The organism is Rhizobium leguminosarum (assembly GCF_001679785.1).
Lineage (GTDB): Bacteria > Pseudomonadota > Alphaproteobacteria > Rhizobiales > Rhizobiaceae > Rhizobium > Rhizobium leguminosarum_R.
Genome location: NZ_CP016286.1, coordinates 2,350,347 through 2,374,541, shown reverse-complemented (window position 1 = coordinate 2,374,541; position 24,195 = coordinate 2,350,347). Strand labels below are relative to the sequence as shown.

The 24,195-nt window shown below is 61.3% G+C and carries 23 protein-coding genes and 1 pseudogene; 10 read left to right on the top strand and 14 right to left on the bottom strand.

Annotated elements, in window-relative coordinates; all coding sequences use genetic code 11:
* Positions 1-154: 154 nt before the first annotated feature.
* A complete protein-coding gene (locus tag BA011_RS11910; RefSeq protein ID WP_065280618.1) occupies positions 155-874 on the bottom strand; it encodes an aspartate/glutamate racemase family protein in 720 nt (239 codons plus the stop codon).
* Positions 875-1,033: 159 nt separating this feature from the next.
* Between BA011_RS11910 and BA011_RS11905 the strand changes: the two genes are divergently transcribed.
* From BA011_RS11905 to BA011_RS11895, 3 genes are all read left to right on the top strand, one after another.
* A complete protein-coding gene (locus tag BA011_RS11905) occupies positions 1,034-1,498 on the top strand; it encodes an Lrp/AsnC family transcriptional regulator (protein ID WP_065280617.1) in 465 nt (154 codons plus the stop codon).
* Positions 1,499-1,607: 109 nt separating this feature from the next.
* Entirely contained in the window at positions 1,608-2,873 is a 1,266-nt protein-coding gene (locus tag BA011_RS11900) for an NAD(P)/FAD-dependent oxidoreductase (protein WP_065280616.1), read from the top strand.
* A gap of 210 nt (positions 2,874-3,083) precedes the next feature.
* Entirely contained in the window at positions 3,084-5,039 is a 1,956-nt protein-coding gene (locus BA011_RS11895) for an elongation factor G (protein WP_065280615.1), read from the top strand.
* A 79-nt stretch (positions 5,040-5,118) separates the two neighbouring features.
* On the opposite strand, the gene BA011_RS11890 is transcribed toward BA011_RS11895, so the two are convergent.
* Positions 5,119-6,165 carry an NAD(P)-dependent alcohol dehydrogenase gene (locus tag BA011_RS11890; protein WP_065280614.1) on the bottom strand — a complete coding sequence of 349 codons (1,047 nt, stop codon included), beginning with the start codon at positions 6,163-6,165 and terminating at the stop codon, positions 5,119-5,121.
* 194 nt (positions 6,166-6,359) lie between these two features.
* Here BA011_RS11890 and BA011_RS11885 point away from each other — a divergent pair, with 194 nt between their 5' ends.
* The 3 genes from BA011_RS11885 (at position 6,360) to BA011_RS11875 (ending at position 10,116) form a co-directional block, all read left to right on the top strand.
* Positions 6,360-7,268: an AraC family transcriptional regulator gene (locus tag BA011_RS11885; protein WP_065280613.1), complete on the top strand. Its 909-nt coding sequence runs from the start codon at positions 6,360-6,362 to the stop codon at positions 7,266-7,268.
* 107 nt (positions 7,269-7,375) lie between these two features.
* Positions 7,376-8,434 (top strand): glycosyltransferase family 2 protein, encoded by a 1,059-nt coding sequence (locus BA011_RS11880; RefSeq protein ID WP_065280612.1) that lies wholly within the window; start codon positions 7,376-7,378, stop codon positions 8,432-8,434.
* On the top strand, positions 8,434-10,116 hold the full coding sequence (locus BA011_RS11875; protein ID WP_065280611.1) for a hypothetical protein: 1,683 nt from the start codon (positions 8,434-8,436) through the stop codon (positions 10,114-10,116). The genes BA011_RS11880 and BA011_RS11875 overlap by 1 nt, the downstream gene beginning before the upstream one ends.
* Positions 10,117-10,199: 83 nt before the next feature.
* Here BA011_RS11875 and BA011_RS11870 read toward each other — a convergent pair whose 3' ends face one another.
* Positions 10,200-10,565 carry a DUF4087 domain-containing protein gene (locus BA011_RS11870; RefSeq protein WP_065280610.1) on the bottom strand — a complete coding sequence of 122 codons (366 nt, stop codon included), beginning with the start codon at positions 10,563-10,565 and terminating at the stop codon, positions 10,200-10,202.
* 22 nt (positions 10,566-10,587) lie between these two features.
* Positions 10,588-11,034, bottom strand: a complete 447-nt coding sequence (locus BA011_RS11865; RefSeq protein ID WP_065280609.1) for a hypothetical protein — start codon at positions 11,032-11,034, stop codon at positions 10,588-10,590.
* 172 nt (positions 11,035-11,206) lie between these two features.
* On the opposite strand from BA011_RS11865, the gene BA011_RS11860 reads away from it, so the two are divergent.
* Both BA011_RS11860 and ilvC read left to right on the top strand, forming a co-directional pair.
* Positions 11,207-11,872: a TetR/AcrR family transcriptional regulator gene (locus BA011_RS11860; protein WP_065280608.1), complete on the top strand. Its 666-nt coding sequence runs from the start codon at positions 11,207-11,209 to the stop codon at positions 11,870-11,872.
* 49 nt (positions 11,873-11,921) lie between these two features.
* Positions 11,922-12,941 carry a ketol-acid reductoisomerase gene (gene ilvC / locus BA011_RS11855; RefSeq protein WP_003560822.1) on the top strand — a complete coding sequence of 340 codons (1,020 nt, stop codon included), beginning with the start codon at positions 11,922-11,924 and terminating at the stop codon, positions 12,939-12,941.
* A 115-nt stretch (positions 12,942-13,056) separates the two neighbouring features.
* Here ilvC and BA011_RS11850 read toward each other — a convergent pair whose 3' ends face one another.
* Positions 13,057-13,341, bottom strand: a complete 285-nt coding sequence (locus BA011_RS11850; RefSeq protein ID WP_065280607.1) for a hypothetical protein — start codon at positions 13,339-13,341, stop codon at positions 13,057-13,059.
* Positions 13,342-13,634: 293 nt separating this feature from the next.
* Here BA011_RS11850 and BA011_RS11845 point away from each other — a divergent pair, with 293 nt between their 5' ends.
* The gene (locus tag BA011_RS11845; protein WP_065280606.1) at positions 13,635-15,629 is read left to right on the top strand and encodes a PhoX family protein; all 1,995 of its coding nucleotides are present in this window, start codon (positions 13,635-13,637) and stop codon (positions 15,627-15,629) included.
* A 358-nt stretch (positions 15,630-15,987) separates the two neighbouring features.
* On the opposite strand, the gene BA011_RS11840 is transcribed toward BA011_RS11845, so the two are convergent.
* The 6 genes and pseudogenes from BA011_RS11840 to BA011_RS11820 form a co-directional block, all read right to left on the bottom strand.
* Positions 15,988-16,572, bottom strand: coding sequence for a class I SAM-dependent methyltransferase (locus BA011_RS11840; protein WP_065282509.1), 585 nt, complete (start codon positions 16,570-16,572; stop codon positions 15,988-15,990).
* Between the two features lie 9 nt (positions 16,573-16,581).
* Positions 16,582-16,863: pseudogene (locus BA011_RS41545) on the bottom strand (type II toxin-antitoxin system RelE/ParE family toxin); the annotation flags it as partial.
* Positions 16,847-17,098: a ribbon-helix-helix domain-containing protein gene (locus BA011_RS11835; protein ID WP_065282508.1), complete on the bottom strand. Its 252-nt coding sequence runs from the start codon at positions 17,096-17,098 to the stop codon at positions 16,847-16,849. The gene BA011_RS11835 and the pseudogene BA011_RS41545, both read right to left, overlap by 17 nt.
* Before the next feature lie 118 nt (positions 17,099-17,216).
* The gene (locus BA011_RS11830; RefSeq protein WP_065280605.1) at positions 17,217-17,594 is read right to left on the bottom strand and encodes a type II toxin-antitoxin system VapC family toxin; all 378 of its coding nucleotides are present in this window, start codon (positions 17,592-17,594) and stop codon (positions 17,217-17,219) included.
* On the bottom strand, positions 17,594-17,803 hold the full coding sequence (locus BA011_RS11825) for an AbrB/MazE/SpoVT family DNA-binding domain-containing protein (RefSeq protein ID WP_017961195.1): 210 nt from the start codon (positions 17,801-17,803) through the stop codon (positions 17,594-17,596). The genes BA011_RS11830 and BA011_RS11825 overlap by 1 nt, the downstream gene beginning before the upstream one ends.
* Positions 17,804-18,147: 344 nt before the next feature.
* The gene (locus BA011_RS11820) at positions 18,148-19,248 is read right to left on the bottom strand and encodes a branched-chain amino acid aminotransferase (protein WP_065280604.1); all 1,101 of its coding nucleotides are present in this window, start codon (positions 19,246-19,248) and stop codon (positions 18,148-18,150) included.
* Positions 19,249-19,454: 206 nt separating this feature from the next.
* On the opposite strand from BA011_RS11820, the gene BA011_RS11815 reads away from it, so the two are divergent.
* Positions 19,455-20,675 (top strand): PLP-dependent aminotransferase family protein, encoded by a 1,221-nt coding sequence (locus BA011_RS11815; protein WP_065280603.1) that lies wholly within the window; start codon positions 19,455-19,457, stop codon positions 20,673-20,675.
* A gap of 296 nt (positions 20,676-20,971) precedes the next feature.
* Here the strand turns inward: BA011_RS11815 and BA011_RS11810 are convergent, their stop codons facing one another.
* The 3 genes from BA011_RS11810 to BA011_RS11800 all read right to left on the bottom strand — a co-directional run bounded on the left by BA011_RS11810 (position 20,972) and on the right by BA011_RS11800 (position 23,975).
* A complete protein-coding gene (locus tag BA011_RS11810; RefSeq protein ID WP_065280602.1) occupies positions 20,972-22,015 on the bottom strand; it encodes a DUF2278 family protein in 1,044 nt (347 codons plus the stop codon).
* A 202-nt stretch (positions 22,016-22,217) separates the two neighbouring features.
* Positions 22,218-23,276, bottom strand: a complete 1,059-nt coding sequence (locus tag BA011_RS11805) for an aldo/keto reductase (RefSeq protein WP_065280601.1) — start codon at positions 23,274-23,276, stop codon at positions 22,218-22,220.
* Between the two features lie 228 nt (positions 23,277-23,504).
* Positions 23,505-23,975, bottom strand: coding sequence for a MarR family winged helix-turn-helix transcriptional regulator (locus tag BA011_RS11800; RefSeq protein WP_065280600.1), 471 nt, complete (start codon positions 23,973-23,975; stop codon positions 23,505-23,507).
* Between the last annotated feature and the right edge of the window lie 220 nt (positions 23,976-24,195).

Here is a 24,195-nt window from a genome sequence, read left to right as displayed (position 1 = left end):
ATCTGCCTCCGGTCGATACGTGGCAGATCCTCAGCACAAGGCCGAGGATGACGCCGAGGAGAGAGCGAGGTGTCAGCAAACTGGCAAAAATCTCCAAACAGAGACTTTGTCGGGCATTTAGTTGACCCAGTCAACTAAATTGTCAGTGCGAGTTTCAGGCGGCTTCCTCTTCGCCGGCCTCGTCCATTCCCAGCGCGAAATCGACCGCCGCCCGCGCATGGATCGCTGTGGTGTCGAAGCCCGGCAGCGGCAAATGGTCGGGGTCGAGGATCAGGCAGATCTCGGTGCAGCCGAGGATGATGCTGTCGGCGCCGTTGTCGAGGGCGCGCGCGATGATATCGAACAGCTTTTGACGCGAACTGTCGAGCACCTTGCCGGCGCAGAGTTCGTTGAAGATAATATCGTGCACGGTCGTGCGGTCGCTCGCATCAGGCACCATGATATCAACACCAAGGCTCTTCATGCGGTCGCTGTAGAAGCCGTGCTCCATCGTGTAGCGGGTCGCAAGCAGCAGCGGGCGCTTGCGGCCGGCCGCATGCAGCGATTTCGCCGTCTCGTCGATGATGTGGATCAGCGGTACGGAGATCTTCTCCGCGACCTTGTCGGCGATCAGATGCATGGTGTTGGTGCAGATCAGGATGCAGCCGGCGCCGGCGACCTGCAGGCGCAGAGCCACGTCGGCGAGGCGACGGGCGGCCATATCCCAGTCGCCGGCCTTTTGAAGGGCGACGATCTCCTCGAAGTTGACCGAATGTAGGATGAGTTCGGCCGAGGCGAGGCCACCCTTGCTGTCACGCACCATCTCGTTGACGAGACGGTAATAGACCGCCGAACTTTCGAAACTCATGCCGCCGATAAGGCCGATCGTTTCCATTTCTTCATGCTCTCCATGCTTCTGAACTTTACGAAATGATGCCGCAAGCCCGGCGCGATGTGTTTGCTTTGTTTGTCCCTTGCATCAGATATGTGATAGGATTTTGCGTCATTTTATGAAATCCTGCAAAAAAGGACGCGATAGGTATATGTTCGGCACATGCTTGATGATCGCGACAAACGCATTCTGGACATGCTGCAAAAGGATGCGGGCATATCCGTGACCGATCTTGCCGAGCGCGTGGCGCTTTCGATATCGGCCTGCTCACGGCGCATCCAGCGGCTGGAGGAAAGCGGCCATATCGCCCGGCGCATCGTCGTGCTCGACCGGGAAAAGATGGGCGTGCCGACGACGGTCTTCGCCCTGGTCAAGACAGCGCACCATTCCGACGAATGGACGGAGACCTTCCGCCGGATCATCAGCGACATTCCCGAGATCGTCGAAGCGCACCGCCTGACCGGCAATCACGACTACATCCTGAAGATCGTGCTGCCGCGCGTCGAGCATTACGATGTGATCTACAAGCAGATCGTGCGCAAGATCGAACTCTTCGACGTCTCGGCATCGATCTCGATGGAGCTTCTGAAGGGCGGCACGGCGATCCCCGTAGGATATGCCGATTGAGTGAGGTCCACCAACCGGGATGCAGGGGAGCTATGCCGAAACGGCAGTTGCAACCATCGCGGCGAAGGCCACATTGGCTTTGAGCGAAATGGCGCAAAAGGGGTAGGTCATGAGCGATCATCATGTCGTCGTTGTCGGCGGCGGTTTCGGCGGGCTACAGCTCGTCAACGGCTTGAAGGGGGCGGGTGTGAAGATCACCCTCGTCGATCGGCGCAACCATCATCTCTTCCAGCCGCTGCTCTATCAGGTGGCGACCACTATTCTCTCCACCTCGGAGATCGCCTGGCCGATCCGCCGCCTTTATGCCGACCGGCCTGACGTGACGGTGCTGCTCGCCGAGGTCACGGGCGTCGACAGTGGCGCGAAGACTGTTTCCTTACGCAACGACATGACTCTTGGTTACGATACGCTGGTGTTGGCGACCGGGGCGACGCATGCCTATTTTGGCCATGACGAATGGGAGCCGGTGGCGCCCGGCCTGAAGACGCTGGAGGATGCGACGACGATCCGCAGGCGCGTGCTGCTCGCCTTCGAGAAGGCGGAGATGGAGGCCCATCCTGCCGTGCGTGACGCACTGCTGACCTTCACCATCGTCGGGGCGGGGCCGACCGGCGTCGAGTTGGCCGGCATCATCGCCGAACTCGCGCATTTCACGCTGCCCAAGGAATTCCGCAACATCGACACGCGCAAGACCCGCGTCGTCCTGGTCGAAGCAGGCCCGCGGGTGCTGCCGACCTTCGCCGAGGAGCTTTCGGCCTATGCTCAGAAGGCGCTGGAAAAACTCGGGGTCGAGATCCATCTCGGCAAGCCGGTGACCGAGTGCAACGCCGACGGCGTGAAGATCGGCGAGACCTTCGTTGCCAGCCGGACGATCGTCTGGGCAGCCGGGGTCACCGCCTCGCCGGCGGCGCAATGGCTCGGCGTGCCGGCCGACCGGGCAGGGCGCGTCGTGGTCGAGAAAGATCTGAGCGCGCCCGGTCTGCCCGATGTCTTCGTCGTCGGCGACACCGCATCGGTCATGCGCGAGGATGGCAAGCCGGTGCCGGGCATTGCGCCTGCCGCCAAGCAGCAGGGCGGTTACGTCGCCAAGGTCATCCGCGCCCGCATGTCCGGCAAACCGGCGCCGGCGCCTTTCCGTTACTGGCATCAGGGCAGCCTGGCGACGATCGGCAAGAGTGCGGCGATCATCGATTTCGGCCGGATCAAGCTGAAAGGCTGGCTCGCCTGGTGGATCTGGGGTCTTGCCCATATCTACTTCCTGATCGGCACCCGCTCGCGCTTCTCCGTCGCCTGGAGCTGGCTCTGGATCTATCTGAGCGGCCAGCACAGTGCCCGGCTGATCACCCAGCGGGAGACGATGCGGGAGGAGGGGTAACTCTTCTCCCGTCCTCCAGAGGCCAAGCCTCGAAGCAGCGATGCAGCCAAGCTTGACATATCTTCGGATCCGCCCTTAGGGTTTGCGCCGTGTCTTCCGGATACCACCGGGGGTTACGCATCCAGCCGTAGCTACAGCGAGTAGAGGTTCCAATGCGCCGACTCACTTCTCACGAAAATCACATTCGAACTTCTGAGAAGTTGGTGGTTCATGCGCACTTTGAATCTGGGCATCCTCGCCCATGTGGATGCAGGCAAGACTAGCCTTACCGAAAGACTGCTTTTTGACGCCGGCGTCATCGACAAGCTCGGCAGCGTCGATACCGGCAATACACAAACGGACACTCTTGAACTCGAACGGCAACGCGGCATCACGATCAGAGCCGCGGTGGTGTCGTTCACGGTCGGCGACAGGATCGTCAATCTCGTCGACACGCCCGGTCACCCGGATTTCATCGCCGAGGTCGAGCGGGTGCTCGGATTGCTGGATGCCGCGATCGTCGTCGTTTCGGCGGTCGAAGGCGTGCAGGCCCAGACACGGGTGCTGGTGCGGGCGCTGCGGCGGCTTGGCGTTCCCGTCGTCTTCTTCGTCAACAAGGTCGATCGTCTCGGCGCGCAGTATGAGGATGTGCTGAAGGCTCTTGCCAGCCAATTGCTCGTTCGCCCCATCGCCATGTCTTCCGTCGTCGATGCCGGCAGCAGGCTTGCTCGGGTGGAGGCGTTGGCTCCCGGATGCGAACCGCTTTTCACGCCGCTCTGCGAAGCACTCGCGGAGAATGACGAGGCGCTGCTGGACGACTACGTCTTGGCGCCCGATCGCCTGACGGCGGACAGGCTTGGACGCTGCCTGACCGATCAGGTCGCGAGTGGTCTGGTGCATCCGGTCTTCGCAGGTGCGGCAACGACCGGCGTCGGCGTGCCGGCCCTGACATCGGCCATCGCGACGATATTGCCCGGCCGGCGCCTCGATCCGGACGGGCCGATTGCCGGAAAAATCTTCAAGATCGAACGCGGGTGGGGCGGTGAAAAGCTGTCCTATATGTACCTAACGTCAGGCACGGTCCGGCTCCGGCAACATCTGGATTTGCCCACAGGCTCGGAAAGAGTGACCGCGATCGAGGTTTTCGAGGCCGGCCGGGTTCATGGCGCTGCAAGCTTCCGCGCCGGGCAGATCGCGCGCATCAGCGGCCTTGCCGGCGCCCGTATCGGGGATGCGGTGGGCGGCGACCTGCTCGCGGGTGGGCCCCAGTTTGCCCCGCCCAGCCTCGAAACCCGCGTCCTTGCCCGGCGGCCCTCCGACAAGGCGGCCCTCTGGCTGGCGCTGAACCAGATGGCCGAGCAGGACCCATTGATCAATCTGCGCCGGAACGATGATGCCGACGACATCTTCGTATCGCTCTATGGCGAGGTGCAGAAGGAGGTCGTCCAATCGACCCTGCTGACGGATTTCGGCCTCGAGGCTGGGTTCGAGGAAAGCACGGTCATCTTGGTGGAAAGGCTTGTGGGAACCGGGGAAGGCCTGCAGATCCTCTTCAAGGAGTCCAATCCGTTTCTCGCCACCGTCGGTCTACGGGTCGAACCGCGTCCAGAAGGGGCAGGCAACAGCTTTGCGCTTGATGTGGACGTCGGCCAGATGCCCGCCAGCTTTTACAGGGCGGTCGAAGAAACCGTGTTCGAAACGCTGAAGCAGGGCGTTTTCGGCTGGCAGGTCATCGATTGCCACGTGGCGATGACGGCAGTCCGGCACAGCTCGCCTGCAAGCACCGCCGCCGATTTCCGGCAGCTGACGCCTTGGGTGCTGGCAGATGCACTGTCGGCCGCGCAAACCGTCCTATGCGAACCGATCGACCGCTTTCATCTCGAAGCGCCCGCGGAGAGCTTGAACGGCTTGCTGACCCTGCTTGCGAAATCTGCCGCGACTATGACGGATTCCGTGATTGCCGACGGCATGGCCCGACTGGAAGGCACTATGGCGTCCGCGATGATCCAGAGCGTCCAGCAGCAATTGCCGGGCCTGACAAGCGGGGCGGGGACGATGGAAACCGGCTTCGATCACTACGCCCCGATGGCTGGCCCGCCGCGCGTTCGAAGGCGTTCGGGGCCTGATCCGTTCAACGGCGTCGAATATCTGCTGAGCCTGCACCGACATCTCGAAGGCATGTCCTGAGATTCCTCAGTGCATACTTCGTCGCGGGCGCGAAGGCTGACAGAAGGGGCGGCCCCCAAAGGAGCCGCCTCTCATTTTCTCAAGCAGCCAGCGAGGCGATGTCGATGACGAAGCGGTAGCGCACGTCGCTCTTGATGACACGCTCATAGGCTTCGTTGATGTTCTGGATGTTGATCTTCTCGATCTCCGAGACGATGTTGTGCTTGCCGCAGAAGTCGAGCATTTCCTGGGTTTCCTTGATCGAGCCGATCATGGAACCGGCAAGGCTCTTACGCCCGCCGATGACCGAGAAGGCATGAACCGGAACCGGGTGCTCGGGAACACCGACCAGAACCATCGTGCCATCGGGCTTCAACAGGCTGAGATAGGCGTTCCAGTCGATTACCGTGCCAACCGTGTTGATGATCAGGTCAAAGGTGCCGGCGAGCTTGGTGAAGGTCTCTGCGTCGCTCGTTGCGTAATAGTCCTTGGCGCCGAGCTTCAGGCCGTCTTCCTTCTTCGATAGCGACTGCGAGAGCACGGTGATGTCGGCGCCCATGGCTGCACCGATCTTCACGCCCATATGGCCGAGGCCGCCCATGCCGACGATCGCGACCTTCTTGCCGGCGCCGGCCTTCCAGTGGGCGAGCGGGGAATAGAGCGTGATGCCGGCGCAAAGCAGGGGAGCGCCTGCATCGAGGGGGATATTGTCCGGGAAGCGCAGGACATAGCCTTCCTTGACGACGATGGAGTCGGAGTAGCCGCCAAAGGTCGGGGTGGTGCCGTCTGCCTCAACGTCATTGTAGGTCTGGACGAGACCTGGCATGAAGTGCTCGTAATCCAGGTCGCGCGTGGCGCAGCCGACGCAGGAGTTGACGAAGCAGCCGACGCCGACGCGGTCGCCGACCTTGAACTGGGTGACCTTAGAGCCGACGGCGGAAACGACGCCGGCAACCTCATGGCCCGGCACCATCGGATATCTGGAATTACCCCATTCGTTGCGGGCCTGGTGGATGTCGGAATGGCAGACGCCGCAATATTGAACCGCGATGACGACGTCGTCATCGTTCGGCTCGCGGCGCTCGAAGGTGAAGGGGGTCAATGGTTGCGACGCGTCGGTCGCGGCATAGCCTTTTGCGATAGCCATCTGAAGCTTCCTTTGGGGTTGGGAGGGAGGATCGAAGATGGCGGAGCTTGCACCGGATCCCGGTCCGACCGTTAGAGCGATCCTCCGAGCTTTATGCACAATCCTGCAAAAATGACGGCGCCGGCCGTTTGCGAAATGCTGAAGGCACCTTAGATAAAAGGCGTTCCGCTGGCGTCAGACCGAAAGAGTTGCGCATGACATTACCTTTCAGCCCTTATCAGGAGATCGCCGATATTGCGATGCGCTTCACGCCCCACGACGGCGAGTTTGCGACCGCGATCGGCAATCTCTTCCTCAGCCGCCGCTCCAATCCCAGCAATCCCCTGCACAGCAGCTACCGGCCCTGTCTCGCGCTGGTGCTGCAGGGGGCAAAGAGCCTGCGCCTCGGTGACGAACACATCAGCTACGCGATGGGAGACTATCTTCTGACTTCGCTCGATCTGCCGGTCGCCTGGCGCGTCACGGAGGCGAGCCCGGAGGTTCCGCATCTCTGTCTGGCGCTGGCAATCGACTCGGAGAAGCTGCTGGAACTGCTGAGCCGCGTCGATATTCCCCGGCCGGGAGCCCATACCGACGGACAGCGCGGGATGGTGGTGAACGTCGCCTCGCCGGAGCTGCTGGATGCTGCCGTCCGACTGCTGCGCTTGCTTGATCGTCCAAACGACATTGCGGCGATGGCGCCGCTGATCGAGCAGGAAATCCTCTATCGGGTGCTGACCGGGCCGGCCGGCGCGCGGCTGATCAACATTGCCACTGCAGACAGCCACAGCAACAGGATCGCCCGCGCCGTTGCATGGCTGAAGGAGAATTTCGCGCGACCACTGCGCATCGAGGACCTTGCCGACCGCGTCAGCATGAGCGTGTCCTCCTTCCATCATCACTTCAAGTCGGTCACGGCGATGACACCGGTGCAGTATCAGAAGCAGCTTCGCCTGCACGAGGCGCGCCGTCTGATGCTCGTGGAGCGGCTCGATGCGGGCACGGCCGGTCACCGCGTCGGCTATCAAAGCCCGTCGCAGTTCAGCCGCGAATACAGCCGCCTTTACGGCGCCTCGCCGGCCCGCGATGTCGAGGGCGCCCGCGATGCCATGGCGGCGGAATAGAGTACCGCGCCCAGCAAGAACGTGCCAAGCGCGGTGCGATCATTAAAGGATTGTTTGACGTTTCCGGCTAGTCTTGCGGCAGATATCAAGCAGGCCCAGATGTCCGCATGACGCAAGCACCGTTTCTCTCCATCGTCGCTCCTTGTCACAACGAGGAAGAGGGCTTGCGCGAATTCTGCCGCCGCGCCGCCGCTGCCGCGCATAGCGTTGCCGGCGATGGCTTCGAGCTCATTCTCGTCGATGACGGCTCGTCCGACCGCACGTGGGAGATCATCTCCGATCTGGCGGCCAATGTGCCGCAGCTGCTCGGCGTTCGTCTTCTGCGCAATCACGGCCACCAGTTGGCATCTACGGCGGGTCTTGCCGCGTCGCGGGGAGAGCGCGTGCTTTTGATCGACGCCGATCTTCAGGATCCGCCCGAGCTGCTCTTGATGATGATGCCGATCATGGAGCGCGGCGCCGACGTCGTTTACGGCCAGCGCACGCGGCGCCAGGGCGAAACCTGGTTCAAACTCGCCTCCGCTTCGCTTTTCTATCGCGCTTTGTCCAAACTCGCTTCCGTGACCATTCCGCGCGATACCGGTGATTTCCGGCTGATGCGCCGGCGTGTCGTCGATATCCTGCTGGCGATGCCGGAGCGCGATCGCTTCATCCGCGGCATGGTCAGCTGGATCGGCGGCAGGCAGGTAGGGCTCCCCTACGAGCGTGACGCCCGTTTTGCCGGCACGACGAAATATCCGTTGCGAAAGATGATCAATTTTGCGCTGGATGCGATCACCAGCTTTTCGACGACGCCGCTGCGTATAGCCACATGGCTTGGCATGATGAGCGCCGGCGTCGCGATCGCGTTGCTCGTCTACACCTTCGTTCGCTGGCTGCAGGGCGAGACGGTAACCGGCTGGTCGTCGATCATGGCTGCGGTCAGCGCCTTCAGCGCCATCCAGCTGATCTGCATCGGCATCATCGGCGAGTATCTTGGTCGCCTCGTCCAGGAGAGCAAAAGGCGGCCGATGTTCATGGTCGAGACGATCGTGCGCGGCAGTGAACATGCAGAATTGTCGATCGCATTCTCGGAGATGAGCGCCAGCGACAAGCGCGCCGCGCTGGATGCGGCCTTTGGATCCGAAGAGCCGCCGCGCTCGCAAAAGAACAGCCGGATCGGATAATGGACCGGATTGCCGCGCCTGCTGTGGCCGCAGCCGGGCCTGAGGAATCGATCGCCAGGCAGGATTCCACCGTTGCGATCGTCGCATTCGTCGGACTTGCCGCGGCTCTGGTTCTCCTGTTTCCCTTTCCGCCAGTTCTCGATTACGCCAATCATTACGCCCGTATCTGGCTCCTTTCGGGCGGGATCGGCGAGCAACCGTTTCCTGAGATCTATGCGGTCGATTGGAACCGCACCTTCACCAATGTCGGGATCGACGTTCTAGCCACCTGGCTGGGGCCGCTCGTCGGCGCAGACAGGCTTGCGCGGGCTTTGCTTTTCCTGGCGATCGTGCTGCCGCCACTGGGCGCGATCGGCCTGCACCGCACGCTTTTCAGCGGCCGGCACTACTGGCAGGTCGCCATGCTGTCGCTGGGCTGGTGCGCCACCATGATCGGCGGCTTCATCAACTTCCAGATCGGCCTCGGCATGGCGTTGTTGTTTGCCTGCGTCGACCTGCGGCTGCAGCGCAAAAATCCCGCCCTGGTTTTTGCCTGGCGGTTCGCCGCCGCATTGCTGCTGACGGTGATGCACATCTTCTCGCTCGGCTTCTACATGGCGGTCGTTTGCGGGCTCGAATTTTCCTGGCGATTCGATATAGTGCGATCGAAGGCGGGTCTGATGAGGCTCGCGGGCCGATTGGCACTGGCGCTTGGCGCCTGCGTTCTGCCGCCGCTTGCGCTCTATCTTCATACGGCCGCTCTGCCCAATGCCGGGGGCGACGGTCTTGGCCTTGCCTGGAACGACGGCATCGTCCTGATCCTTCTGAACCTGCTCTCGGCCATCACCACATATGTCCCGGTGGTGGACGTCGTGCTGGTTCTGCCGCTGATCCTCATCTGCACGCGTGCCATCCGCGCGGGCGACATCCGCATGCATGCGGGGCTTGCCGTCACCGCCTGCGGATTGCTGCTGCTGTCCTGCATTGCACCTCGCCACATGCTCGGCACCGGCTGGATCAGCTGGCGCTTTCCGATCATGGCGGCACTCGTCGCCATGGCGATGGTGTGCCCCTTCGCCGATCTCACGCGCCGGCAAGCGCTGTTGCTGGCGCTCATCATCAATCTCGCAGTCTTCGGCCGTACCGGCTGGGTGGGCTGGAATTGGTGGCTGGCGCAGAAGGACGTTGCTGCCGTCGAGACGGCGCTGAAAAAGGTTCCGGCCGGTGCTGCCGTGTTGCCTCTGGGGCACGAACCCGAGACGGTGAGCAGCCTTGCTCACTCCAGCCGGCATTTTGCTTGGGGCTTGGACACCTTCCGGCATCTGCCGACGCTCGCCGTGCCCTTCTCGCATGCTTTCGTGCCGACGCTCTTCACTGCAAAAGGCAAGCAGCCGCTCTCCGTTCGGCCGCCATGGTCGGAGATCGCGGTTCCCGAGGGCAATCTGCTGTCGATCGGCGTGCTTTCATGCCCAGCAATGATGCAGGAATATAGAAACTTTGCGCCTTATCTGTCGGATTGGCGCGGGCGTTTCGATTTCGTCCTGGTCGCCAATGCCGATATCCCCGACCGCTATGTCGGCACCTTGATGCCGGCGGGGCTGACGCTGGTCGAAGATACGGGTTTCGCAAAGCTTTACGCAATCGACAAGGTGATGCCGGCAGAGCCTCTCTCGATCCCCACCGGTTGCGCCAGGGCGTCATAGGTCGGGGCCCTTCGTGGACCGATTGCCTCTGGACGATTGGGTGATGATTGCGGCCGCCATCCGGTTTTCGGGTGAGGCGCTAGTCAGCCGGGGAATTTCAGCGCCTTGTCGGCACGGCATTTGGCGAGCTTTAGCTGACGGAAGGAGAGGATGCGGGTGATGCGGTCCTTGCCATCAGTCTCCACACTCATGCAGGCGCAGGCGTAGCCGTAATTGCCGTTGGTTCTCACATACTCATGTTCGGAGATGTCGGAGATCAGCTCCATGCCTTCGACCTCGCCGGCATCGTCGCCCTGGGTCATAATCGTCCAGGTGTTCTCCGCGTCCTCCAGCCACCAGTTGGCGGGCGTCGGATTCTCGATCCAGCCGCAGCGCGTTTCGGCGGCCCGCGCATTGGCTGCGACGACAAGAGCTGCGATCATGACCGCGGCGGCTATCCGGTATCTCATTGCCTTTTCCCCCCGACAAATATCAATTGTTGATCGCGATGATCGCCCAATGGCTCGCCTCGCAGGCGTTGTCCTCGCAGATCGCGCCCATCCAAACGGCGCCGCCGGCCAGCATGACGCCGTCGCTGTTGACGAATAGATCCTCGTATTGCTGGCGTCCGACGGCGCGGCGCGTTTCCGGCGTCACGAGATCATCGAAATTGTCGATGAAATCCTCAGCGCTCTCGACGTCGTAGCTCTCGCCATTGGCCTTGACCGTTAGCGGGTATTCGGCAAGGCCGGCGATGGTCTCGGCTTCGCCCGAGCGCATCGCTTTGACAAGCTGGCGCAACGGTCGGTCGAAGCCCGCGGCACCGCCGTGCAGCTCTTCGACGCGGTTATAGACGTCGCTGTCGGACTGCGCGAGAGCGCTTGAGCCGCCAAGGAGGATTGCTCCGAGCAGGAGAAGAGTTGCAGAAAGGCGTGACATCGAAGCCTCCGGGCAAATGGTAGCGCGACATTATGCGATCGGCGAGGATTCGCGCCTATCCAATTCTGGTGTTTCATCGCGGTTTCACGTATTAAAAAAATCTATCCAGGCTTCTTGACGACTTGATCGGTTTATCGCATAAACCTCACGAACCGTACCGTACGGTACGTATATGGGAGCCATGACCGTGTCCGTCGATACCGCAGAGCCGAGCGAATTTTCGCCGCGCCAGAACGCCGTTCTGGAGCAGGCGCTGCAGTTGCTCGTCGATGGCGGCGAGAAGGCGCTGACGACCTCGGGTGTGGCGCGCGCTGCCAATTGCTCGAAGGAAAGCCTCTACAAGTGGTTCGGCGATCGCGACGGGCTGCTGTCGGCGATGATCGCCTATCAGGCCAGCAAGGTGCGCACCTTCGAGCGCAACGGCGAGCGGCTGACGGCGGCGAGCCTGCACGACCATGTGGTCATTTTTGCGCGTGACTTGCTGGAGGTGCTTGCCGGCGACGTCTCGCTCGCGCTCAACCGGCTGGCGATCGGGCAGTCGAACCGCGACGGCTCGAAGCTCGGCAAGCTGCTGCTCGAGCGCGGCCGCCGTCAGATCGACCGGCGCGCCATGGCGTTGATCGACGCCGGCAAAAGGGCAGGGCTCCTGCGTTTTTCCGATGCCGACGAGGCTTATCACACGCTTTACGGCCTTGTTGTCTCCGACCTGCATGTGCGCATGCTGCTCGGCGAACCAGGCCTCAAGGATACCGCACGCCAGGCGGAGAGGGCGGTCACCGCCTTCCTCCGGCTTTATGGCACGGACAAGGTTCTGGCGGAGATACCGGTTCTCGGCTGATTCCGCTTTAATGACAGTCAACAAGACAAGCAAAGGGAAGGAACTTCAAATGCGCGTCTATTACGATCGTGATGCCGATCTCAACCTCATCAAGGCCAAGAAGGTCGCCGTCATCGGCTATGGTTCGCAGGGCCGTGCCCATGCGCTGAACCTCAAGGACAGCGGCGCCCAGAACGTCGTCATCGCACTCAAGGCCGGTTCGCCGACCGTCAAGAAGGCCGAAGCCGATGGCTTCAAGGTCATGACGGTTGCCGAAGCTGCCGCCTGGGCGGACCTGATGATGATGGCGACCCCGGACGAACTGCAGGCCGACATCTACAAGGCCGACATCGCCGGCAACATCCGCGATGGTGCAGCCATCGCCTTCGCTCACGGCCTCAACGTTCACTTCGGCCTCATCGAGCCGAAGGCTTCGGTCGACGTCGTCATGATCGCACCCAAGGGCCCGGGCCACACGGTTCGCGGCGAATACCAGAAGGGCGGCGGCGTTCCTTGCCTCGTTGCCGTTCACCAGAACGCTTCCGGCAATGCGCTTGAACTCGCTCTCTCCTACGCCTGCGGCGTCGGCGGCGGCCGTTCAGGCATCATCGAAACCAACTTCCGCGAAGAGTGCGAAACCGACCTCTTCGGCGAACAGGTCGTTCTCTGCGGCGGTCTCGTCGAGCTCATCCGCGCCGGTTTCGAAACGCTCACCGAAGCCGGTTACGCGCCTGAGATGGCCTATTTCGAGTGCCTGCACGAAGTGAAGCTCATCGTCGACCTGATTTATGAAGGCGGCATCGCCAACATGAACTACTCGATCTCCAACACGGCCGAGTGGGGCGAATATGTCTCCGGTCCGCGCATCATCACTGCCGAGACCAAGGCCGAGATGAAGCGCGTCCTCAAGGACATCCAGACCGGCAAGTTCACGTCCGACTGGATGCAGGAATACCGCGCCGGCGGCTCGCGCTTCAAGGGCATCCGCCGCCTGAACGACAGCCACCCGATCGAAGAAGTCGGCGCGAAGCTGCGCGGCATGATGCCCTGGATCGGCAAGAACAAGCTGGTCGACAAGTCGGTCAACTAAGCGATTTTCCGCGCCGCATCGAACCTGGTTCATGCGGCGCGCTTTGCGGTTATCCTCCGTGCATGTCGTCCTGCCAAGCCGTTGCCATCGGTAGCGGCTTTCCGCTTGCGCCGGGCTAACCGGACAAGAGCACGCAACGGTCGAAGCGTCGGGCTGCAACGTCAGCGGCCGGAGCCATGATGACGAGATCGCAGGCGTCCCAAAAGACGCGACCCGTTGCCGAGCCGGCGCGCAGCCGTGCGAGAACAATCCAGCCGTCCGGGTCGTCCAGCTCGCCAAAGCCTTGCGAGGCGGCGAGGCTTGATGCCTCTGCGCGACACGAGAGGCCTCCCTGGACCGTGGCATGGCCACGCATCTGGTGGACCTGAGGCGTCGCAAACCCGGCATAGGGACCGGTCAAGGCGCGCTCGAAAGCCTCATTCGTGTCGGAGAGCTCATCGAGCGATCCATTGTCTCATCTTCATGACGCAGGAATCATAGGGCGGTGGCAACGTGCCGACCACGGCAATGCCCGGTCTGGCCTTCATTGAGCCGTGTCGCTTCCGCGCGCGCGCGCGAGAGAGAGAGAGAGAGAGAGAGAGAACAGCATCCCCAAGACGTTCCTGTCGCAAAACCGTAATATCGTGCCTCTAGGTTTAGAACGGATCTAAAACAAGACAATTTGACACCAGTTTTTAACCGTGGAGGCATTGGATGAACGAGCATCTTTCCCAGAGGATTTTCCCGACGACTCAGCTCGAAGACGCGGATGGTGACGGCCACAACACCAGCGCCAATCCGACGATGGGTGAAATCATCGGCAAGCGTTTTTCACGCCGCAGTTTTCTGCAGGGCTCGCTTGCCGTTTCCGCCATTGCAGCCACGGTAAGCCCGATCGCGCTGATGAGCGCGGACGAGGCGCGCGCTGCAGACAATAAAGGCTCTGCCTTCAACTTCTCCGAAGTGGAGGCCGGCGTCGATCACAAGCATCATATCGCTGAAGGTTATGATGCCGATATTCTGCTGCGCTGGGGCGATGCCGTGCTGCCGGGTGCCCCGCAATTCGATCCGGCGAAGCAGACGGCCGATGCACAGAGCAAGCAGTTCGGCTACAACAACGATTATGTCGGCTTCATTCCGCTCGACGGTTCGTCCGAACATGGCTTGCTCGTCGTCAATCATGAATACACGAACCCGCACCTGATGTTTCCCGGCCTCGTCCAGGTGATCGACGGCAAGATCAAGCAGGGCGCGCTCAGCAAGGAGCAGGTGGATGTCGAGATGGCGGCCCACGGCGGCACTATCGTCGAGATCCGCAAGATGGGTGGCAAGTGGCAGGTCGTCGCCGACGGCAAGTATAATCGCCGCATCACCGCCAACACGCCGATGGAAATTACCGGCCCCGCCGCCGGAAACGACCGCTTGAAGACCAGTGCCGACGCGACCGGCACCCGCGCCATCGGCACGATCAACAACTGCGCTGGCGGCGTCACGCCCTGGGGCACATACATCATGGCCGAAGAGAACTTCCACGGCTATTTCTCCGGCGCGCTGCCGGAAGGTCATAAGGAAGCCCCGAACTATAAGCGTTACGGCGTTCCGGAAGGCGCCTACGAGTGGGCCAATTTCTACGACCGCTTCGATCTTTCCAAAGAGCCGAACGAGCCGAACCGTTTCGGCTGGATCGTCGAGGTCGACGTCATGGACCCGACGTCGGCGCCGAAGAAGCGAACCGCGCTCGGCCGCACCAAACACGAGGGCGCCGAGTCGATCGTCGCCAAGAACGGCAAAGTCGTCTTCTATCTCGGCGACGACGAGCGCTTCGACTATGTCTACAAGTTCGTGACATCAGCAGCGTTCAACCCGAATGATCGCGCCGCCAACATGAACCTGCTCGACAGCGGCACGCTCCATGTCGCCAAGTTCAATGAGGACGGCACCATGCAGTGGCTGCCGCTGGTCTTCGGCCAAGGCCCGCTGACGGCGGAAAACGGCTTCACCAGCCAGGCCGATGTGCTGATCGAATGTCGTCGCGCCGGTGACGCGCTCGGCGCCACCAAGATGGACCGCCCGGAAGACGTCCAGCCGAACAGCGTCAACGGCAAGGTCTATGTCATGCTGACCAACAACACCCGCCGCAAGGCCGACCAGGTGGATGCCGCCAATCCGCGCGCGGAAAACGCCTTCGGCCACATCATCGAAATCTCTGAAAACGACGGCGACTTCACTGCCACATCAGGCAAGTGGGAAGTGCTCCTGAAGTGCGGCGATCCCTCGGTTGCCGCCGTCGGTGCGACCTTTTCAACCGAGACGACCAAGAACGGCTGGTTCGGCATGCCCGACAACTGCGCCGTCGATGCTGCCGGCCGCCTTTGGGTTTCGACCGACGGCAACAACAACAAGGCCACCGGCCGCACCGACGGTCTGTGGGCCGTCGATACGGAAGGTGCGGCGCGCGCCACCTCGAAACTGTTCTTCCGCGTGCCGGTCGGTGCCGAAATGTGCGGCCCGCTCTTCACACCGGATGACGAAACCGCCTTCGTCGCCGTGCAGCATCCTGGCGATGGCGGCGAGGACTGGCCAGGCCATGGCCGCCCGTCCTATTACGAGGACCTTTCGACCCGCTGGCCGGACTTCAAGCCCGACATGCCAGTGCGGCCTGCGGTCGTCGCCATCACCAAGGTTGGCGGTGGCAAGATTGCCGTCTGACGGTTGAACGCGGAGGCTGCCACCTCGCTGTAAATGCCCTTTGGCGGCCGGGGATGAGCCCATCTTCCGGCCGCCTGTCGCCGCGCCCGTATGTGCGTTATGCAGCTCTCATTTTGAGCACGGGCGTGGCCGTCGTATCGGTGGGGAAACTTAAGGCCATCCCGACCCATTGAGAAGTAGCCTGCTATGGATGCAGGGTTTCTTGCAGCACGGTTTGGATTTCAGATAGCAGCGCAAAAATTGACGGGGCAAAGCGAGACATAGACCGATCTCCGTCAACTGCAGAGAAATCCGCCTCTGCCAACAAGATCATGATCTCAACCGGGAATGGACGCTCAGCCCGGAAAGCAAGCAGCCTCTACCGATGCGCCATCACCGTGATCCACCGCGTCGGCTCACCGTCATAACCGCCGCCGTCGTTTTCCTCGATGGTGATGTCACGCCAGCCGCCTTTTGTCAGAAGCGCCAACAGTCCGTCGGCGGAGGGATAGTTGTAATAACGGCCGAAGCCGTCATGGCCCTCCGCTTCCCCTGCCTTGAAGCTCGCGTGAAAGATGCCGCCCGTCCTCAGCGCGCGCCGGATGCGGGCGAAGACGTCGGGCAGCTCAGATCTTGGAACATGGAGAAGGCTTGCATGCGCCCAGACGCCATCGAAGGCGCTGTCGGCGTCGAGCTCCTGGAACAGCATGACCCTCACCGGCCTACCGATCAGCGCCTCCGCTTGTCTTGCAAGCTCGGTCGAGCCATCCGTCGGCGTCACGTCGAAACCGTGCGCCAGCATGTAGGCGCTGTCCTGCCCGCCGCCGCAGCCGAGCTCGAGGATTGCCGCACCCGGCGCAAGCCCGGCGAGGAAAGCATCGAGCTGCTTCGGCAGGCTGCGCACCCGCTTGGCGTATGTCTCGGCATTTTCCTCATAGAAGGCGGAGGTGCGGTCAAGAGGCATGCTGTTCGGCTCAGGAAGCCGGTCGGCGTCGATGATGTCAATGACGACAATCCCTTCCGACGTCACCCGGTAGAAGGCGACGTGGCGCATGTGGAGGAGGCGGCGAAGGCCCGCTCCGAGTTCGTCGCACTCCTCTCCCATGGAGGGAGCATGCGAAAGAAGCACGAAAATCCTGTCCCAGTCGAGAAGATAGGCGTCTGCCTGCGCCTCGCCGAAATTGAGGCAAGCATATTCGTCGATGCCTGATAGCACCGCGTCCGCCGTTCGGGTCAGCCTATAGGTTATTGTCACGCAGCTTTGCCTTCGTTTCCGACAGGATGTCGGGAATGCGTCGCTCGCTCGGGCCGCTTTCCTCAGCCTGTCTCAGAATGTTGCGCAGTTCTTCGTCGTCAAGCTTATGATGGAGCTGATCCTTCAGAACAAGCTCCGCCAGGAATGCGTCGGCACTGCTGTATCTACCGCTTGCGACACGGTTTTCGACGTATTCCGCCAGATTATCCGGAAGCGAGATCGTCATTTTCGCCATTGGATTCGGTGCCGCCTGCACATGCCGGTTATCAGCCATTCCAGATGCCAGATTATCATTTCCCAGTTTGTGATAGAAGCGTTGCGCCCAGCCGTCGAGGGCTTGGGTCACATGCGGATCAGTCTTTTTTATCGATATAGATGACGCGTTGGAGATCCTTGAAATGGGCGTCGCAGGTCAGGATATCGGCATCGTGGCGCTCCGCGGTCGCATAAATGATCGCATCGGCGGTGGCGAGTTTATGGGCTGCCGATATTTCGGCAGCACGGCGGGCAAGCGTCGTGTCGAGAGAAACAACCATGCATGTTGAGGTATAGGCGATGAAGCTGTCGACGGCTTCCTCGTCCTTTTCGCGTGCCAGCCATTTGGAAAGCTCGAGCTGCACGATCGTCGGAACGATGCATTGATCGCGTTCCGGGATTTCGGCCTGCAGCCGGGTTCCGGCAGCACTTTTCGTCAGCCATTCTATCCATGCGGAACTGTCGATCACGCGCATCAGAAACGGTCGTTCCGGTCGCGGTAATTTTTCTTGTCTGCGCCTTCGGCAATGCCGCGAAGATCGGCAAGCGTCGGGACCGGCATCAGCAATACGCCTTTGCCTTTGGGTATGAACACGAATTCCTGTCCAGCTGACCAGTGCTGTTGTTCGCGCACTTCCTTGGGGATGGAGATCTGGAATTTCGTAGAGAGGGTTGCAGTTGCCATTCTTACCTTTCCTCTATCGATTAGTGGATAGTAAGAATTCGCTGGGCGTCGGTCAATGGCGAACCGTTTTTGGCGTTGGTGCTATTTCGGTCGCCAAATGGGAAGTTGACGACGGTTTTTCCCCGCTGACTCGGCCAAAAAACCGGGCGGCGCCCGGTTTCGAAAGAGATCCGCGGATTGCTTAATGGCTGTCGGCTCAAAGAACATCATAGAGTATCGTGCAGATCGAAACGAACTTGAACGCGGGCGGAACAGATCGCCAGCCCGGCGGCTTTGCGGGCGAGGCGGAGAGCGGCGCCCACCAAGTCGGTGTTGACGCCGCCGTTGCGTGACGCGTCCGGAGTTCAAGCCGGGATAAGGCGCGTCCAGCCGCGCTCATCGTTGGTTACGCCCTTCTGCAGACTGACGAGTTGCTGGCGCAGTTCGCTGGTCAATTTGCCGGTCTGTCCGTCTCCGACCAGAAACTCGCCGCCGGCATGTCGAACCAGGCCAATGCCCGCCAGGACTGCGGCAGTGCCGCAAGCGAAGGCTTCAACCAGCTTGCCGCTGGTTGCGTCCTGCTGCCATTCTGCGAAGGAGTAGGGACGCTGCTCGACGCGCAAGCCCTTTTCTTCAGCGAGCACGATCACCGAGGCCCGGGTGATGCCCGGCAGGATCGTGCCGCCAAGGGGCGGGGTCACCACTGATCCATCATTCATCACGAAGAAGACGTTCATGCCGCCGAGTTCTTCGACCCAGCGATGCTCTGCGGCGTCCAGGAAGACGACCTGATCGCAATCCTTCTTCGCTGCTTCGGCTTGCGCCACGAGGCTGGCCGCGTAGTTACCGCCGCATTTTGCAGCACCAGTGCCGCCGGCGGCAGCACGGGTGTATTCAGTCTCGACCCATAGGGAGACCGCCTTCGCCCCGCCTTTGAAGTAGGCGCCGACCGGAGAGGCGATGACGCAGAAGACATATTCCTGAGCCGGACGAACGCCGAGAAACGCCTCGTTGGCGAACATGAAGGGGCGAAGGTAGAGACTGGCGTCGCCGGATGGAATCCAGGCCTTGTCAATGCGGACCAGTTCTTCGACCGCCTTCAGGAAGAGTTCTTCGGGCACAGGAGGCATCGCCATGCGGGTCGCCGACTGCGCGAAGCGGCGGGCGTTCTCTTCAGGCCGAAAGAGCAGAATCCGGCCGTCATCTGCCTTGTAGGCTTTCATGCCCTCGAAGATTTCCTGAGCGTAGTGCAGCACGGCGCTCGCAGGATCGAGCTCCAGGGGACGCCTCGGCGTAACCTTCGTGTCGTGCCAGCCCTTATCGGCAGTCCATCGTGCCAGGACCATATGATCCGTGAAGACCTTACCGAAGCCGGGCGTCTCCAATGCCTGGATGCGGTCGGCATCGGAGACAGGAGACTTGTGCAATTCGATTTTGATTTCAGGAGAGGTCGTCGTCGCGGTCATTGCTGGCACCTTGATAGTACATTGAATAGTGGCGGCGACACTACTGCCGCCGGGCTGGTCTTGGAAAGGCCTGAATCAGCCGGTTTCGGCATCGATCAGGGGAATAATCGCTTTCTTGTCACAGGGACAAGAAAATAGGTCAGTATTGTTGACATAAATTGCCCGGCATGGTCTGCTAGGGGAATAGAAAAATACGAGGAAACCCCATGCTGAACTGGGACACCATGTTTGCGTCGCGCTCGTCGCGCATGCGCGCATCCGAGATTCGCGAGCTCTTGAAGCTTCTCGACCGGCCCGATATCATCTCCTTTGCCGGCGGCATTCCGGATCCGGCGCTCTTTCCCGATCAGGAATTCAAGCAGGCCTATGCCGATATCTTCGACGGCGCCGCCGTCAACGCGGCGCTGCAATATTCGGTCAGTGAAGGCTACAAGCCGCTGCGCGAATGGCTGGTCGGGCAGATGGCGGCTCTCGGCATTCCTTGCGAACTCGACAACGTCTTCATTGTGTCCGGTTCGCAGCAGGGCCTCGATTATCTCGGCAAGCTCTTCCTGTCGCCTGATGACACCGCGCTGGTGACATGGCCGACCTATCTCGGCGCGCTGCAGGCCTTCAATGCCTATGAACCGGCCTACGACCAGCTGACACCGAACGGCAACCGGACGCCCGAGTCCTACCGCGCGGCCGCTTCCGCTGCCGGCGGCAAGGTAAAGTTCGCCTATCTTTCCACCGACTTCTCCAATCCGACCGGCGAAACCGTCGATCTTGACGGCCGCAAGAAGGTCCTGGCACTTGCAGAAGATCTCGACATCGCCGTCATCGAGGATGCGGCCTACCAGTCGCTGCGTTACGACGGCGATCCGATCCCGTCGATCCTGGCGCTTGAAATCGCCGAGAAGGGCCATATCAACGATACGCGCACGATCTATTGCGGCAGCTTCTCGAAGACGCTGGCGCCCGGCTTGCGCGTCGGCTTCATCGTCGCCAATGCGTCCGTCATCCGCAAGCTGGTGCTGATGAAGCAGGCGGCCGACCTGCATTCCTCGACGATCAACCAGATGGCGATATCAGATGTCGCCGAGCGCGGCTTCGACGCGCAGGTCGCCAAGATCAAGGCCGCCTACAGCCAACGTCGCGACTGCATGCTGGCCGCCCTTGACAAATACATGCCTGAAGGCACCAGCTGGACGAAGCCGGAGGGCGGTATGTTCATCTGGATCACGCTGCCGGAGGGCATGGACGGCGCCAAGCTGCTGGCGAAATCGCTTGAGACCGCCAAGGTCGCCTTCGTGCCCGGCAAGGCGTTCTTCGCCGACGGTTCGGGCGCCAACACCTTCCGCCTCAGCTTCTCCTGCGCCAACGAACAGATGATCGAGGACGGCATCGGCCGCCTGAGCGCGCTGATCTCGGCTGAAATCGGTAGCTGAGCGTGAGAGGTCGAGGAGAGGGCGTGCCCTGCGGCCCCCTCATCCGACCCTTCGGCTCCCGCTGGGGAGAAGAGGAAGCAAGCCGTAAGCTCTCGCTTCCATAACGAACGCTTTCGAGGAGGCGAGGCGTCGCTACGAATCTCTTCTCCCCAGCGGGGAGAAGGTGGCGGCAGCCGGTTGAGGGGGTGAGCGGCAGAGCCGCGAATGCACGGAGCGCAAGCGAAGGGCAACATGTGGCATATGCCATGCAGCTCCATAGACTCCCCGTTTTGCAAACCAGCCAGCCAGAACGCCGATCAGAAGATCGTCGTCCAGCCTTCGTTCGCCGTCTCGCTCTTGCCGTAGCCGACCCGATCGGCAACGGCGCCATCGGCATTGCGCAGGATGATGTCGCCGCCCCGGTTGGCAAGCTGCGGGCCGCCGGCTGCGGCATCGAGCGCTATGGTGCGCAGCTCGCCTGCGTTAAGCGATCCCGACAGCGTCTGGCTCCTGCCGTTTTCGTCCTCCAGCTTCCAGCCTTCGAGCGATGCCTCCATGTCGGAGCGGTTGATGAGCGTCACCGTTTCGGCCTCGATGCCGCCTTCGCCGTTGACCGGGTTGATCAGCGCGGCGACGATGCGCAGCGACGAGGCGACGATCGGCTGTGGCCGGCGTGTGCCTTCACCGCGGCCCTGGCCGCCACGGCTGTCGGAAACCGGATGGCCGGTCGCCGCATCGGTATTCCAGTTCTGCGACTGAAAGCAGAGGAAGATCGCCGCCCATTCGTCGGTATCGTTAAAATGGACGAGCAGGGCGCCGTCCTGGTTCGGCCCGTTGGTGGCCTTGAAGCTGCCGCCGTCGCCCTGGTTCATGTGGATGTCGTGGATGCCGTTGCCCGGCTCGAAATCGAAATATTGGTCGGGCTTGTTGTGCTCGGGGCCCCAGGCCTCGCCGAAGGCATAGAAATGGATGTCGGGATCGGCAATGCCTTCCTCGACGATCGGCTCGATGAATTCCCTGAGATCATTCTTCGGGCCGGAGAGCTGGAAGGGCGCGACATTCATGTCCTCGCGCTCGATCAGCCCGCCGCGGACGTAGTCGATCGCAAGCTCCGGACGGTCCTTGCGGATGTCGGTCAGGCCCATCGGCAGGGCTTCGAGCGCCTCCGTCAGTGCCGGATGCTTGAAATCGACGATGTTGGCATAGAGCAGGTCGTGCGGCGACATCTTCGAGCGGACATTCAGAGCGATCCGGTAGCTGACGCCGTCCGCCTCGATGCGGATTTCGATATGGGGATCGTTGTCGTCATCAAGGGCGAGTGCGCTCGCCGTACCCTTCAGGACCTTGTAATTCTTCAGCATGGAGAACCTCGCGGAGGTGGCGGGATCTTACGCTAACACGGCGAAAGTGCATCTTTTGTGACGGCTAAAGTATGACGCGATCCTTCAGATTCGCCTGTCACACTTTAGGTCTTTGATTTGAGCATGTCGTGGCCGCAAAACCGCTGCACACTTTGCGCGACATGCTTTGTCTTCCGCCGTGCAATGCCTGATCCGCTATCGCCTATTGCTCCAGATGCGGTCCGAAAAGTTCGAGATCGGCTTCACCAAGCCTGTCGCTAACCGTGTTCAGCTGGTGCCAGTAGGGATAGATCAGCGGCGGCAGGCTGACCGCGTCGAGGCGCTTGCGCTCCTCGTCCGTGAGTTTCAGATCGGCGGCGGCGATGTTGTCGCGGAACTGGGCTTCGGTGCGGCCGCCGATGATCACCGAGGTGACCGCCTTGCGGCCGATCAGCCAGGCGAGCGCAACTTGAGCGGCGGAAACGCCGCGTTCCTCACCGATCGCGACCAGCGCCTCGACGATATTCCAGAGGCGGTTCTCGTCGCGGATCGGCGGTTCGGTCCAACCGGCGAACTGGCGCGTGCCTTCGGGGGCTGCCTGGTTGCGGCGGTGCTTGCCGGAGAGCAGGCCGCCAGCCAGCGGGCTCCAGACCAGCACGCCGAGACCCTGGTCGATCGAGATCGGCAGCAACTCGTATTCGGCGTCGCGGGCTTCCAGTGTATAGTGGATCTGCTGGCTGACGAAGCGCTGGTACCTGTGCTCGTTGGCGAGCCCAAGCGCCTTCATGATGTGCCAGCCGGAATAATTCGAGCAGCCGACATAACGCACCTTGCCCTGTCTGATCAGGGTGTCGAGGGCTTCCATCGTCTCTTCAAGCGGCGTCTGGCCATCCCATTCATGCACCTGGTAAAGGTCGATGACATCGGTCTTCAGGCGCTTGAGGCTCGCCTCGCATTCGCGGATCAGGTGGTAGCGCGACAGACCCTGGTCGTTCGGGCCATCACCCATGCTAAAGCGGGCCTTGGTGGCGAGCAACACGCCTTGCGGCCGCTTACCGGAGAGCACGTCACCGATGATGTTTTCGCATTCGCCTGATGAATAGGCGTTGGCGGTGTCGATCAGGTTGATGCCGGCATCGATGCACATATCGATCATCTTTTTCGCCTCGGAGATGCCGAGATCGCCGACCATCTTCGCCCAGCCGACGCCGCCGAAGGTCATCGTGCCCATGGTCAATGTCGAAATCTTCAGGCCGGAACGGCCGAGCAGACGATATTCCATTGAAACTCCTCCTTCATCGAAACAGGATTGACGTACCTCAGCGCGACCGAATAGCAAATGGCGGCGTATTCACGCCTGCGTGAGGCTCAGGCAAGAAAGCGGACGCCGGCATCTTGGGCCGCGTGGCGAAATGGCCGATCGCGCGTGCTGGCAGCAGACGGATGGTACAATATGCTATCGACTTGTCGAACGAAAATCGTCGCAGCAACGCGGCGAGGCGGCACTGCGTCAGGCCTCGCCCTTATCCCTGTTGTGAATGTTGTCGCGGATCGAAGCGATAGTGTCCCGCATCTTGCCGGCGGTTTCGGCGTCGAGGCCGACGGCCTTGCCGATGCAGTCGAACACATAGGCGGCGCGGCTCTTCAGGGCCAATCCGTCTTTCGTCAGGCGCAGGAGCACCTGGCGTTCATCGGCGGGATTTCGATTGCGGGTGACGAGGCCGACATTTTCCAGCCGCTTCAGCAGCGGAGTGAGGGTGCTGGAGTCGAGAAAAAGCGTCTCGCCGAGATCCTTCACCGTGCGGTCGTCGCGCGCCCACAAAGCGGTCATGACAAGGAATTGCGGATAGGTGAGTTCAAGCTCGTCGAGCAGGGGACGGTAGAGCTGGTTAAAGGCGTGGCTTGCCGAATAGATCGAAAAGCAAAGCATTTCATCGATCTTGGGCACGTCAGCGAGATCATTTGATGTGGTGTCTTTCATCACGCTCTCCTTTGATCTCAATATAATTTGTGCGCGATCTGTTTGCAAGCTATTGACTCGGCAGACGAGGGAGCCTAATTAGATCGTGCACAAATAAATCGCTGGCAATTATATGCCGAACACGGAAAGCTTCAGAGGTTTGCTGCGTCAACGGATGCGCAAGCAGGTGAATTCCCCTGTGGCTCCCCATTCGGCTTCTTTGAAACTCAACCGACGAAAG